The following is a 13,207-nucleotide window of genomic DNA, read 5'->3' on the forward strand; positions in this document are numbered from 1 at the left end:
ACGGGGGGGGGGGGGGGGGGGGGGGGGGGGGGGGGGGGGGGGGGGGGGGGGGGGGGGTTTTTGGGGGGGGGGGGGGGGGGGGGGGGGGGGGGGGGGGGGCCCCCCCCCCCCCCCCCCCCCCGCCGCGTGCGGGGTCACCGGTGCTAATTCAGGCCGGGGATGGTGGAGATGACCAGGTCGATGAGTTTGATCCCGAGGAACGGCAGGACGAGGCCGCCGAGTCCGTACAGCGCGAGGTTGCGGCGCAGCAGGTCGTGCGCCGACGACGGCGTGTAGCGGACGCCGCGCAGCGCCAGCGGGATGAGCGCCACGATGATCAGGGCGTTGAAGATGATCGCGGAGGTGATGGCGGACTTCGGGCTGTGCAGGCCCATGATGTTCAGGGCTTCCAGGCCCGGGTACGCGCTGGTGAACATGGCCGGGATGATCGCGAAGTACTTCGCGACGTCGTTGGTGATCGAGAAGGTGGTCAGGGCGCCACGGGTGATGAGGAGCTGCTTGCCGATCTCGACGATGTCGATGAGCTTGGTCGGGTTGGAGTCCAGGTCCACCATGTTCCCGGCCTCCTTGGCGGCCGAGGTGCCGGTGTTCATGGCCACGCCGACGTCGGCCTGCGCGAGCGCCGGGGCGTCGTTGGTGCCGTCACCCGTCATCGCGACGAGCTTGCCGCCCTCCTGTTCGCTCTTGATCAGGGCGAGTTTGTCCTCGGGCGTCGCCTCGGCGAGGAAGTCGTCGACGCCCGCCTCCCGGGCGATGGCGCGGGCCGTGAGCGTGTTGTCGCCGGTGATCATGACGGTTCTGATGCCCATCCGGCGCAGCTCGGCGAACCGCTCGCGGATGCCCTCCTTGACGACGTCCTTGAGGTGGATGACGCCAAGGACGCGCGGGCCGTCCCAGTCGTGCACCGCCACAAGCAGCGGCGTGCCGCCCGCGGCGGCCACCGAGTCGGCGAACGACCGCGCCTCGTGCGGCACTTGACCGCCCCTCAGCTCCACCCAGCTGATCAGCTGCGCGGCGGCGCCCTTGCGGATGGCGCAGGACGCGCCGTTGTCCCAGCGCAGGTCGACGCCGCTCATGCGGGTCTGCGCGGAGAACTCCACGAACTGGGCGTTGGCCAGCTCGCCTTGCGCGGGCGCGCGCAGCCCGTACCGCTGCTTGGCGTGGACGACGATGGAGCGGCCCTCGGGCGTCTCGTCGGCGAGGGACGACAGCTGCGCGGCGTCCGCCAGGTGGGTCTCGTCGACGCCGGGCATCGGGATGAACGCGTTCGCCTCGCGGTTGCCGAGCGTGATGGTGCCGGTCTTGTCCAGGAGCAGGGTGTTCACATCGCCCGCGGCCTCCACCGCGCGCCCGGACATGGCGAGCACGTTGCGCTGGACGAGGCGGTCCATGCCCGCGATGCCGATGGCGGAGAGCAGCGCGCCGATCGTCGTCGGGATCAGCGTCACCAGGAGCGCGACGAGCACGGTCGTGGACTGGGCCGCGTCGGCGTACGAGGCCATCGACTGCAGCGAGACCACCACCAGGACGAAGATGATGGTGAGCGCCGCGAGCAGGATGTTCAGGGCGATCTCGTTCGGCGTCTTCTGCCGGGAGGCGCCCTCGACGAGGGAGATCATGCGGTCCAGGAAGGAGTGCCCGGCGCGCGAGGTGACGCGGACGACGATCCTGTCGGACAGGACGGTCGTACCGCCCGTCACGCCGCTGCGGTCGCCGCCGGACTCGCGGATGACCGGCGCCGACTCGCCGGTGACGGCGGACTCGTCGACCGCCGCGACGCCCTCGACGACATCGCCGTCGGCCGGGATCAGCTCGCCCGCCTCCACCAGGACGAAGTCGAAGGGGCGCAGCTCGGTGGCGGCCACCGCCTCCGTCTCGGCGTGGCCGACGTCCATGCCCACGCGCCAGTTGTGGCGCAGCCGCAGGGCGACGGTGTCCGTGCGGGTCTTGCGCAGGGCGAGCGCCTGCGCCTTGCCGCGGCCCTCGGCGACGGCCTCCGCGAGGTTCGCGAAGATCACCGTGAGCCAGAGCCAGGCGCTGATGACCAGGGAGAAGACGGACGGGTGGAACACCGCGGACCCCGTGGTGATGACCGCGCCGCAGGCGACGACGAACAGCACGGGGTTCTTCACGAGCACCCGCGGCCGCAGCTTGTGCAGCGCGTCGGGGAACGACTTCAGGAACTGGAGCGGATCGACGAGGCCGCCGGGGCGGACCCGCCGTCGGTGGTCGGGCCTGGGCTCGGGACTGCGCCCGGGCGACTGGCTCTCGGGGGAGGGAGGAGCCTGCTGCGGGGCGGCGGGAAGCATGGGTGAAGGTGGCTTTCTGGTGGGGGATCGGCCACGGAGAGCGGCCGCGCGCACAGGAAGCTAGCCGTGGCAGCCCTGTCACAGCAGCCTCACGGCGGGTATTTGATGCCCCTCTGACAGCCCCTCGCATCCCCCTGTCAAGGCTCCGTCAAGAGAGCCTGATGAGGCATCAGGGGGGCGTCAACGAAAGCGGAAACGACCGGAACGCGACCAAAACTGATCACCACGGGGGAACGGACGAACGAGTCCCCGAGGCGCGGTGCGAGGTACGTGACGGTCACCGCCCGGCGCACGCGGTCCTCTCACGGGGGTGTGGGGCCGCGCCGCGCACAGCGGTTCCACGCTCGTTCGTCCCACCGGACGTCCCGGATCCGCGGCCACGAGGGGGGCCGCGGATCCGGGACGTCCCGCTTTCCCCGGAGTTCCCTTCGCGTCCCACCCGCCTCATCCGCCCCGTCGCGCTCGCCGCGGGCGCTCCGGCCCGTGGTCCGCAAGCCATGGCCAAGGCGTAAGGGACTCGTCAGGAGGACGTCAACGCTGGTGAGGCCGCCGTATGAGAGGCGTCAAGGGCGGCGGTGAAAGCGCTGGTGGGCGCTTTGCTTCACAGGACCGCAGGTAACTCCGTGGGCCTGTTCCCCTTCGGCCGTATGCGATTCGAGGGCCTGGCTCGCGCGCACACTTCAGAGAGGCGGCACACCGATGACCCGGGTGCTGGTGGTCGAGGACGACCCACAGCTCGTACGGGCTCTGGAGATCAACCTCAAGGCACGTAAGTACGAGGTGGAGGCGGCGGTCGACGGGGGCACAGCCCAGCGTCTGGCCGCGGCGCACCCGCCTGACGTGGTCCTCCTTGATCTCGGGCTGCCCGACATGGACGGCCTCGACGTGATCAGATGGCTGCGCGGCTTCAGCCGCGCGCCGATCCTCGTCGTGTCCGCCCGCCACACGTCCGACGAGAAGGTCTCCGCCCTCGACGCGGGCGCCGACGACTACATCACCAAGCCGTTCAGCATGGACGAACTCCTCGCCCGGCTGCGGGCCGCGGCCCGCAGGGGCCGTCCCACGGGCCGCGAGGAGGCCTCCGCGATCGTTGAGACCGAGGGCTTCACGCTCGACCTGCTCGCCAAGAAGGCCTTACGGGACGGCAGGGCCGTGCGTCTCACCCCGACCGAGTGGCACCTCCTGGAGGTCCTGATCCGCCACCGCGGCCGCCTCGTCAGCCAGCAGCAGCTGCTCGGCGAGGTGTGGGGGCCCTCGCAGAGCACCCGGACCAACTACCTGCGGGTGTACATGGCCCAGCTGCGCCGGAAGCTGGAGCCCGATCCGGCCCACCCGCGCCATCTGATCACCGCGCCGGGGATGGGGTACCGGTTCGAGGAGTGAGGCCGTTTCGGGGAACGGGGAGTGAGGCCTCTGCGGGGAACGAGGACTGAGGCCGCTTCGGGGAACGGTGAATGAGGCCTCTGCGGGGAGCGAGGGATGAGGCCTCTGCGGGGAACGGCGAATGAGGCCTCTTCGGGGCGCGCGGCCGGTGCCAGGAAGGGGCCGGTGCGGGGCACGAGGGCGGGCGGGGTGGTGGAAACGGCGCGCGTGGGGCGCTGGCGTCAGCAGAGTGTCAGCGTGCGCCTCCTCGCCGTCAACGGCTCGTCATGGACGGTCGGTTGACACGCCGTGCCGGGCATAACGTCACTGTGTGCCCGGTGCACGCCACCGGGTCCATGGCGCCCGCCCGAACGACGAGGGCCCCTGCCAGGGCTCCTCGAGGAGGAAATCCCATGACCCAGCAGCTGCTGTGCGGCGAAGACCCCGAGCCTTCCGAACGCGGCCCGGCCGGACCGCTGTTCGTTCCCGTCCGGCCGGGACCCGCGGGCTGCGTCGCCCGCCTGTTCCGCACCCCCGCGGGCGGCCGCACCGCCGTCGCGTTCACCTCGCCGCAGCGGCTGACCGCCGCGCTCGGCGCCCGCCAGTCCTGGATCCGCCTCTCCGAACCCGCGCTGCGCGCGCTCATCGAACCCCTCGGCGTCGCCCGCGTCACCGTCGACCCGTTTCTGACCCCCGAGGCGTCGGCCGCCGCCGCTCCGGCCGGCCCCGTCACCACCCTGGTGCCGGTGGCCCCGTCGAGCCCCCGCCGCGTCTCGCGCTGGCGCGAGTGGGACCCCCAGGCCGCGGGCGCCTCGCGCGTCACCGGAACCGCCGCGGTCGCCGGCGCCCTGACCGCCTGGATCGGCTGACCCCCGGCCCGTGACGAGGGACGACGTGACGACGTGACGACGACCAGGCGAAAAGAGGAGCTTGCCATGACCCTGGCGGACCTGCCGGCGGCCCGCGCCCACACCGCTGCCACCGCCGAGGTGGCGGCGGCCGACGACCTGGTGGTGTGGCCCCACTCCACCGAACGGCTGCCGGGCGGCGACCTGGCCGTGGGCGGGGTGGCGCTCACGGAGGTCGCCGACCGCTTCGGCACCCCGTCCTACCTCATGGACGAGGCCGACGTGCGCGACCGCTGCCGCACCTATCTGCACGCCTTCCCCGACGCCCGGGTGCTGTACGCGGCGAAGGCGTTCCTGTGCCGCGCGATGGCGCACTGGGTGGCGGAGGAGGGCCTGGGCCTGGACGTGTGCTCCGCCGGTGAGCTCGAACTCGCCGTGACCACCGGCTTCCCCGCCGACCGCATCGTGCTGCACGGCAACGCCAAGAGCCCCCAGGACCTGCGCGCGGCGCTCAGGCTCGGCGTGGGGCGCATCGTCATCGACAGCGCCTCGGAGATCGCCCGGCTCGCCGCGGCCGTACCGCAGGGCAGCCGCCAGAAGGTCCTCGTACGGGTGGTGCCCGGCATCGCCGCGGGCGGCCACAGCAAGGTCCGCACCGGCACCGACGACCAGAAGTTCGGCCTGTCCCTCACGGACGGCTCCGCGCAGCACGCCATCGCCCGCATCCTCGACCAGCCCGGCCTGGAACTGGTCGGCCTGCACTGCCACCTGGGCTCGCAGATCACCACGGACAAGCCGTATCTGTGCGCCGTCAGACGACTGGTCGGCCTGATGGCCCGGATCAAGGACCACCACGGCCTGACCCTGCCCGAGCTCGACCTCGGCGGTGGCTTCGGCATCGCCTACCGCCCCGGCGAGGACGCGCTGGACATCACCGCCCTGGCCCGCAAGGTGCGCGCCGAACTGGCGGAGAGCTGCGCGGCCGCCGGGCTCGCCGTGCCCCGGCTGCTCGTCGAGCCCGGCCGCGCCATCGCAGGACCCGCGGGCGTCGCGCTCTACCGCGTCCTGTCCGTGAAGCGCACCGGCGAGCGCACCTTCGTCGCGGTCGACGGCGGCATGAGCGACAACCCGCGGCCCGCGCTGTACGGCGTGGCTTACGTCCCGCGCCTGGTCGGGCGCCGCTCGACGGCCGCGCCCGCGCCGGTCACCGTCGTCGGGCGGCACTGCGAGGCCGGTGACGTGCTCGCCGCCGACATCCAGCTGCCGGGCGACACCCGGCCCGGGGACCTGCTGGCCGTGCCCGTCGCGGGCGCCTACCACCTGTCGATGGCCTCCGGCTACAACCTCGTCGGACGCCCGCCGGTGGTCGCCGTCGCGAACGGCCACGCCAGGCTGCTGGTGCGGCGCGAGTCCCTGGAGGACTTCCGCAGCCGCGACGTGGGCCTCTGAGCGGGGCCCGGAACGGCTCCGTGCCCGTCGGGACGCCACTCCAGCGGCGCCCCGACGGGCACGGGTACTGCTCCTGGTACTTGGTACTGGTACTGCTACCGGTACGAGATCAGAGGATCGCGCCGGGGGCGTAGGCCGCGGCCTCGGGGCGCTCCTTGAGCACCGCCTCGATCCGCGCGACGACCGCCGCGACCTGGTCGGCGGCCGCGCCAGTGAACGACAGCTTGTCGGCCATCAGCGCGTCCAGCCGCTCCCGGTCCAGCGGGATGCGGGGGTCCGCGGCGAGCTTGTCGAGGAGCTCGTTGCGCTCGGCGCCCCGCTCGCGCATGGCGAGCGCCGAGGCGACCGCGTTCTCCTTGATGGCCTCGTGCGCCTCCTCGCGGCCCACGCCCGCGCGCACCGACGCCATGAGCACCTTGGTGGTGGCCAGGAACGGCAGATAGCGGTCCAGCTCACGGGCGACGACGGCGGGGAACGCGCCGAACTCGTCGAGCACCGTCAGGAAGGTCTCCAGCAGGCCGTCGAGCGCGAAGAACGCGTCGGGCAGGGCCACGCGGCGGACCACGGAGCAGGACACGTCGCCCTCGTTCCACTGGTCGCCCGCGAGCTCCGCGGTCATCGAGGCGTAGCCGCGCAGGATCACCGTGAGGCCGTTGACACGCTCGCAGGAGCGGGTGTTCATCTTGTGCGGCATGGCCGAAGAGCCGACCTGGCCCGGCTTGAAGCCCTCGGTGACCAGCTCGTGCCCGGCCATCAGCCGGATCGTCTTCGCCAGCGACGACGGCGCGGCGGCCAGCTGCACCAGGGCCGTGACGACCTCGTAGTCGAGGGAGCGCGGGTAGACCTGGCCGACGGAGGTGAAGGCGCTCTCGAAGCCCAGGTGGGTGGCCACGCGGCGCTCCAGGTCCGCGAGCTTGTCCGCGTCGCCGCCGAGCAGGTCGAGCATGTCCTGGGCGGTGCCGACGGGGCCCTTGACGCCGCGCAGCGGATAGCGCGCGAGGAGGTCCTCCACGCGGCGGTAGGCGACGAGCAGCTCGTCGGCGGCGGTCGCGAAGCGCTTGCCCAGCGTCGTCGCCTGCGCGGCCACGTTGTGCGAGCGGCCCGCCATGACCAGCTCCGCGTACTCGCCGGAGAGGCGGCCGAGCCGGGCCAGGACCGCCACCGTGCGGTCGCGCACCAGCTCCAGGGAGAGCCGGATCTGCAGCTGCTCCACGTTCTCGGTCAGGTCGCGGGAGGTCATGCCCTTGTGGACGTGCTCGTGCCCGGCGAGCGCGTTGAACTCCTCGATACGAGCCTTCACATCGTGGCGCGTGACCTTCTCGCGCTCGGCGATCGAGGCCAGGTCGACCTGGTCGAGCACGCGCTCGTAGTCGGCGATCGCGGCGTCCGGCACCTCGATGCCGAGGTCCTTCTGCGCGCGCAGCACGGCGAGCCAGAGCCTGCGCTCCAGTTTGACCTTCTGCTCGGGCGACCAGAGCGTGGCGAGCTCGGCGGAGGCGTAACGCCCGGCGAGGACGTTCGGGATGCGGGGCTTTGCGGCAGCGGCAGTCACAGTCGGCCATTCTACTGGCGGTTTCTGCAGGCCAGCGCCGCGGTGGGGTTCGTGCGAAGCTACGACACGCCGTGCGGCGCGCTGTGCGGCTACGGGTGCGGGTGCCCCCGTTCCCCCGCTCACAGACATTGGCGCTCCGCACCTCGTCCTCAAACGCCGGACGGGCTGAATCTCCCGCACCCGAGCGATCAAGCCAGGCCAGGGCATTCCAGCCCGTCCGGCGTTTGAGGACGAGCGCGCAGCGCGATGAAGGGGCGGGCGGGTGGGGGAGAAAGGTCTGTCTCAGGCCGGGTGCGGGTCGACGCGGGGCCAGGTTCCGACCGGGCCCGGCGCCGTGCCGTTCGCCGGGGTGACCCAGAACGCCCGCCCGGTGGCCGGGTCCACGTGGGCGCCCGTCCTGCCGTCGCCGGAGGAGCGCCCGGTGAGGCGGCGGCCGATCCACGGGGCCAGGTGCCGCCGGGCGAAGCGGGCGTCGGCGGCCCGGCGGGCGGCCCAGCTCGCGCTCACGGCGGGCGGCAGCGGGGCGCGCCAGTCGTCCTCGGGCGCGTACCCGAGCGTCTGCCACACGGCTTCGGCGACCCTGCGGTGCCCCTCCGCCGTCAGGTGCAGCCGGTCCACGTCCCACATCCGCTGGTCGCCGAGGCTGATCGCCCCGTACAGGTCGACGACGAGGGCGCCGTGCCGGGCCGCGAGGTCGTCGACGAAGCCGAAGAGCTCCTCCATGCGCGGCCGGAAGCGCTCCAGGACCGGCCCTTCGCGGCCGGGGCTGCGCATGAGGACGAGCTGCTTGCAGGACGGGGCGAGCGTCTCCACGGCCTGTTCCAGGAGGCCGCGCACACGGCCCATGTCGCACTTGGGCCGCAGGGTGTCGTTGAGGCCGCCGACGAGTGTGATCACGTCGGCGCCGAGCCCGGCCGCCACGTCGACCTGCTCGTCGACGATCTGCCCGATGAGCTTGCCGCGCACCGCGAGGTTCGCGTACCGGAATCCGGGGGTGCGGGCCGCGACGCGCTCGGCCAGGACGTCGGCCCAGCCGCGGTAGCCGCCGTCGGGCAGCAGGTCGGACATGCCCTCCGTGAAGGAGTCGCCGACCGCGACAAGGCTGGTGTAGTTGACGTTGATCTCCATGGCGGAACCGATCGTAACCCGCCCGCCAGGACCGGGCCCGGGGCCCGGGCAGGCCAGGACCGGCCGCCGATCCCCGCACCGCTCATCGACAGCGGCCGCGACCGGCGTCACGATAACGGCAGTTGAGGGCTCAACCGGTGAGTTCCTCGCTCCTGGAGAGGGGACCGCCATGTGGAGCGCCGCCTTCTGGAAAGCCACGGCCGAGCGCGCGATCCGTACCTTCGCGCAGGCACTCGCCGCCGTGCTCGTCGCCGGTGCGGCCAACCTCCTCGACGTGGCCTGGGCGGCGGCCCTCGGTACGGCGGGCATGGCGGCGCTGCTCGCCGTGCTCACGGCGCTCGGCTCCGCGAAGGTGGGCCCGCCGGGACCCGGGCTCACCGAGACCCCGGACGGCGGCGGCCGCGCGCCCGCGCTCTGACGGGACACGCGGCCGCCCCCCCACGTCACGAGGGCCGCACGGTCACGAGGGCCGCACCGTCACGCGGGCTGCCCGAACAGCTCCCGCAGCACGTCCTCCATCGTGACCATCCCGGCGAGGCGGCCGTCGGAGCCGAGCACCGCCGCCACGTGCGTGCGGCTGGCCCGCATCGCGGTGAGCACCCCGTCAAGCGGCGTGCTCTCCCGCACCCGCGCGATCGGCCGCATGTCCGCCACGCGGAACGGCAGGTCGCGCGGCGTCACCTCAAGCGCGTCCTTCACATGCAGATAGCCGACGATGCGGCGCCCCTCGTCGACGACCGGGAAGCGCGAGAACCCGGTGTCCGCCGAGAGCCGCTCCAGCTGCTCCGGGGTGACGCCCACGCGGGCGTACACCACGCGTTCAAGGGGCAGCACCACGTCGCGCACCGGACGGCGGCCGAGTTCGAGGGCCTCGTGCAGCCGTTCCTGCGCGCGGTCGTCGATCAGCCCGGCGTCGCTGGAGTCCCGCACCATGCGGGCCAGCTCGGCGTCCGAGAACACCGCCGCGACCTCGTCCTTCGTCTCGACCCGCAGCAGCCTCAGGATGCCGTTGGCGAACGCGTTGATGGTGAAGACCACCGGGCGCACGGCCCGCGCGAGCGCCACCAGGGGCGGGCCGAGCAGCAGCGCGGTGCGCACGGGCTCGGCGAGCGCCACGTTCTTCGGGATCATCTCGCCGAGCAGCATGTGCAGATACGTCGCCACGGCGAGCGCGATGACGAAGGAGACCGGGTGGATCAGGCCGTGCGGCATGCCCACCGCGGCGAACAGCGGGTCGAGCAGGTGCGCGATCGCGGGCTCGGCGACGACACCGAGCACCAGGGTGCACAGGGTGATGCCGAGCTGCGCGGCCGCCATCAGGACGGACACGTGCCGCAGGCCCCACAGCACGCTCTTGGCGCGGCGGTCGCCGTCCTTCGCGCGCCCGTTCTCCATGTGCTGCTCGATCTGGCTGCGCCGCACCGAGATCAGCGCGAACTCGGCGCCCACGAAGAAGGCGTTGACGACGAGGGTCGCCAGGCCGATCAGGAGCTGGATGACGGTCATCGCTCGTCCGCCTCCGTCTCGTCCCGCGGCGCGGGCGGCGCGTGCAGCAGCACGCGCGCGGCGCGGCGGCCGCTCGCGTCCAGGACCTCCAGGCGCCACCCGGCGACGCCGACGACGTCCCCGACGGCGGGGATGCGGCCGAGCTCGGTGGCCACGAGCCCGGCGAGGGTCTCGTACGGGCCGTCCGGGACCCGCAGGCCCACGCGCGCCAGCTGGTCGGTGCGGGCCGCGCCGTCCGCCGAGTACAGCGCCCCGCCGTCCTCGTCGGTGCCGACGGGGGCCAGGTCGGACGTCTCGTGCGGGTCGTGCTCGTCGCGCACCTCGCCGACGACCTCCTCCACGATGTCCTCCAGGGTGGCGACTCCGGCCGTGCCGCCGTACTCGTCGATGACGACGGCCATGGTGCGCTTGCCCGAGAGCCGGTCGAGGAGCCGGTTGACGGTCAGGGACTCCGGTACGAGCAGCGGCTCGCGCATGAGCTCGCTGACCCGCACGCGGGCGCGGCGCTCGGCGGGCAGGGCGATGACGTCCTTGATGTGGACGACGCCGACGACCGCGTCAAGCGAGCCCCGGTAGACGGGGAAGCGGGAGAGGCCGGTCGCCCGCGTCGCGCTGGCGACGTCCTGGCAGGTGGCCTGGGCCTCCAGGGCCATGACCTGGACGCGCGGCGTCATCACGTTCTCGGCGGTCAGGTCGGCCAGGTTCAGGGTGCGCATGAACCGCTCGGCGGTCTCCGCCTCCAGGGCGCCCTCCTTGGCGGAGTGCCGGGCGAGCGCCGCGAGCTCCTTGGGGCCGCGCGCGGAGTCGAGCTCCTCGGCGGGCTCCATGCCCATGCGGCGCACGGCGCGGTTCGCCGTGTTGTTCAGGTGCGTGATGAAGGGCCGGAAGGCCGCGCTGAAGACCCGCTGCAAGGTGGCCACCCGCTTGGCGACGGGCAGCGGCGAGGAGATCGCCCAGTTCTTGGGGACCAGCTCGCCGACGACCATCAGGAAGACGGTGGACAGCGCCGTGCCGAGCACGAGGGCGACGGTCGGCGCCGCCGACGCGGGCACGCCGACGGAGCCGAGCGGGCCCTCGATCAGATCGCCGATCGCGGGCTTGGCGAGCATGCCGACGACCAGGCCGGTCACGGTGATGCCGAGCTGCGCGCCGGAGAGCTGGAAGGTGAGGTTCTTGACCGCCTTGAGGGCGCTGGCGGCGCCGCGCTCGCCGCGCTCGGCGGCCCGCTCGAGCTCGCTGCGCTCGACGGTCGTGAGCGAGAACTCCGCCGCGACGAACACGCCGCACGCCAGCGAGAGCAGCACCGCCACGAGGAGCAGAAGCACTTCGGTCATCGGGTCACCTCCGTCCCATGATCGGGCAGGGGCGTGGTGAACGCGCGATGTCGGGTACTGGGAGGCTCGCCCATGGGCGGACGCTCACACCTTTCGTTGGCTTGCAGGAGCCCGTCCATGTTAAAGGATCAGCAAAACACCCCGCATGGCATCACGATCCGTGACGATCACGTTCCCCGGCGAGGCGCTTCGCCCCCGGTGCTTACCTCCGGTGCCTACCCCCGGCGCTTCACCCCCCCCGTGCCTCACTCCAGGTGCTTCACCCAGCGGCTCCACTGCTGCTGCGGCGCGTACCCCGCCGCGTGCCAGGCATGGTGGGCGCGTTCGTTGCGATTGAGGACCATGGCGTCCGCGCGGCGCCCGCCGAGCGCGGCGAACCGCTCCTCCGCCGCCCCGAGCAGCGCCGAGCCGATGCCGCGCCGCCGCAGGTCCGGACGCACCGCGAGCCGGTACAGATGGCACCGCCAGCCGTCGAAGCCCGCGATCACCGTGCCCACGAGCTCCCCGTCGAGCTCGGCGAGCAGCAGGGACTCGGGGTCGCGGGCGACCAGGCGCTCCACCCCCGAGCGGTCGTCGCTGATGCTCGTTCCCTCGGCGGCCGCCTTCCAGAAGGCGAGCACCGCGTCCAGGTCGTCGGGCGACGCGGCCCGTATGCGTACGTCGTTCATGGCCCCACCCCATCACCCGAGGGGCCGCCGCCGCCCGGAATTCCACGATCCGGACCCATGATCGGAACGGCGGCCCCGGGGCGGCGGCGTCACTCGCCGCGCAGCTCCTCGATGACCGGGCCGAACTCCTCGAAGTACGGCTCCAGGATCGTGAAGTACGAGAATCCGTACCGCTCGCGCAGGGCCCGCAGCCGCTCGGCGATCTGGCGGGCCGTGCCGATGAGCAGGATGGGCAGGTCGAGCGCGTCCTCGACCGTCACGTGCGGAATGTGCTCGACGACCTCCTGGGCGACCGCCCGCGGGTCGTCGGTGATCCGCACCAGCTGGATGAGCAGGTTCAGCTCGGCGGGCTCGGCGCGCCCGGCCGCGAACCGCTGGTAGGCGGCGACGCGTTCGTCAAGCTCGGCGGGGGACAGATGGACCATCTTGCCGCCCGCGTCGCCCGGCACCGCGCGGGCCCCGGTGAACGCCGCGATGTCGGCGTGCTCGGCGGTGAGCCGCATCATGCGGTCGCCGCTGCCGCCGATCAGGAGCGGCGGGCGCGGCTGGCTGAGCGGGCGCGGCTGGAACTCCTCGTCGGCGAAGAGGCGGTCCAGCTCCTCGACGGTGCGCCGCAGATGCGTCACACGCTCGCCGGGCGTGCCGAACGGCAGGCCCGCGGCGTCGTGCTCCGCCCGCACATAGCCGGTGCCCAGGCCGAGTTCCAGGCGGCCGTCGGTGAGCTGGTCCGTGGTGGCCACGTCCCGGGCGAGCAGCGTCGGGTTGAAGAAGCCCGCGTTCAGGACGAACGTGCCGACGCGGACCCGCTCGGTCGCCTCGGCGGCGGCCACGACGGAGGGGAACGGCGAGGCCATGCCCAGGTGGTCCGCGACCAGGATGACGTCATACCCGAGCCGCTCGGCCGTGCGGCACTTCTCCCGCCACTCGGCGCGCGGGGCGGGCGTGAGCATGTTGACGCCGAAACGGAAGGGACGTACGGGCATGAAATCTCCCACAGCACACGGTGATCGACACAGTCACCCCGAGTCCATCACCCGCACCGCGCCGCACG

11 protein-coding genes are annotated in these 13,207 nt (G+C 72.9%); 4 read left to right on the forward strand and 7 right to left on the reverse strand.

The genetic code is table 11. The annotated features are described in order from the left end of the window. Positions 1-143: 143 nt before the first annotated feature. Positions 144-2,309 (reverse strand): potassium-transporting ATPase subunit KdpB, encoded by a 2,166-nt coding sequence (kdpB, locus tag AC07A4_RS36820; RefSeq protein WP_478607643.1) that lies wholly within the window; start codon positions 2,307-2,309, stop codon positions 144-146. A gap of 699 nt (positions 2,310-3,008) precedes the next feature. Between kdpB and AC07A4_RS36825 the strand changes: the two genes are divergently transcribed. From AC07A4_RS36825 to lysA, 3 genes are all read left to right on the forward strand, one after another. Continuing rightward, positions 3,009-3,692: a response regulator gene (locus AC07A4_RS36825; protein WP_478607646.1), complete on the forward strand. Its 684-nt coding sequence runs from the start codon at positions 3,009-3,011 to the stop codon at positions 3,690-3,692. A gap of 392 nt (positions 3,693-4,084) precedes the next feature. After that, entirely contained in the window at positions 4,085-4,540 is a 456-nt protein-coding gene (locus AC07A4_RS36830; protein WP_478607648.1) for an SAV_915 family protein, read from the forward strand. A gap of 66 nt (positions 4,541-4,606) precedes the next feature. Next, positions 4,607-5,968, forward strand: a complete 1,362-nt coding sequence (lysA, locus tag AC07A4_RS36835; RefSeq protein WP_478607651.1) for a diaminopimelate decarboxylase — start codon at positions 4,607-4,609, stop codon at positions 5,966-5,968. 109 nt (positions 5,969-6,077) lie between these two features. On the opposite strand, the gene purB is transcribed toward lysA, so the two are convergent. Both purB and AC07A4_RS36845 read right to left on the reverse strand, forming a co-directional pair. After that, positions 6,078-7,520 (reverse strand): adenylosuccinate lyase, encoded by a 1,443-nt coding sequence (gene purB, locus AC07A4_RS36840; RefSeq protein WP_478607653.1) that lies wholly within the window; start codon positions 7,518-7,520, stop codon positions 6,078-6,080. 282 nt (positions 7,521-7,802) lie between these two features. After that, complete coding sequence (locus tag AC07A4_RS36845; RefSeq protein ID WP_478607656.1) at positions 7,803-8,648, reverse strand: SGNH/GDSL hydrolase family protein; 846 nt, start codon at positions 8,646-8,648, stop codon at positions 7,803-7,805. Positions 8,649-8,817: 169 nt separating this feature from the next. On the opposite strand from AC07A4_RS36845, the gene AC07A4_RS36850 reads away from it, so the two are divergent. Further along, positions 8,818-9,066, forward strand: a complete 249-nt coding sequence (locus AC07A4_RS36850) for a holin (protein WP_478607659.1) — start codon at positions 8,818-8,820, stop codon at positions 9,064-9,066. 59 nt (positions 9,067-9,125) lie between these two features. Here AC07A4_RS36850 and AC07A4_RS36855 read toward each other — a convergent pair whose 3' ends face one another. From AC07A4_RS36855 to AC07A4_RS36870, 4 genes are all read right to left on the reverse strand, one after another. Beyond that, entirely contained in the window at positions 9,126-10,154 is a 1,029-nt protein-coding gene (locus AC07A4_RS36855; RefSeq protein WP_478607660.1) for a hemolysin family protein, read from the reverse strand. Next, positions 10,151-11,488: a hemolysin family protein gene (locus tag AC07A4_RS36860; protein WP_478607663.1), complete on the reverse strand. Its 1,338-nt coding sequence runs from the start codon at positions 11,486-11,488 to the stop codon at positions 10,151-10,153. Before AC07A4_RS36860 ends, AC07A4_RS36855 begins: the two co-directional genes overlap by 4 nt. A gap of 245 nt (positions 11,489-11,733) precedes the next feature. Continuing rightward, positions 11,734-12,156: a GNAT family N-acetyltransferase gene (locus AC07A4_RS36865; RefSeq protein ID WP_478607666.1), complete on the reverse strand. Its 423-nt coding sequence runs from the start codon at positions 12,154-12,156 to the stop codon at positions 11,734-11,736. An 89-nt stretch (positions 12,157-12,245) separates the two neighbouring features. After that, positions 12,246-13,139 carry an LLM class F420-dependent oxidoreductase gene (locus AC07A4_RS36870; protein ID WP_478607668.1) on the reverse strand — a complete coding sequence of 298 codons (894 nt, stop codon included), beginning with the start codon at positions 13,137-13,139 and terminating at the stop codon, positions 12,246-12,248. Positions 13,140-13,207 lie beyond the last annotated feature (68 nt).

The sequence above is a fragment of the Streptomyces sp. NPDC043996 genome (genome assembly GCF_056435225.1).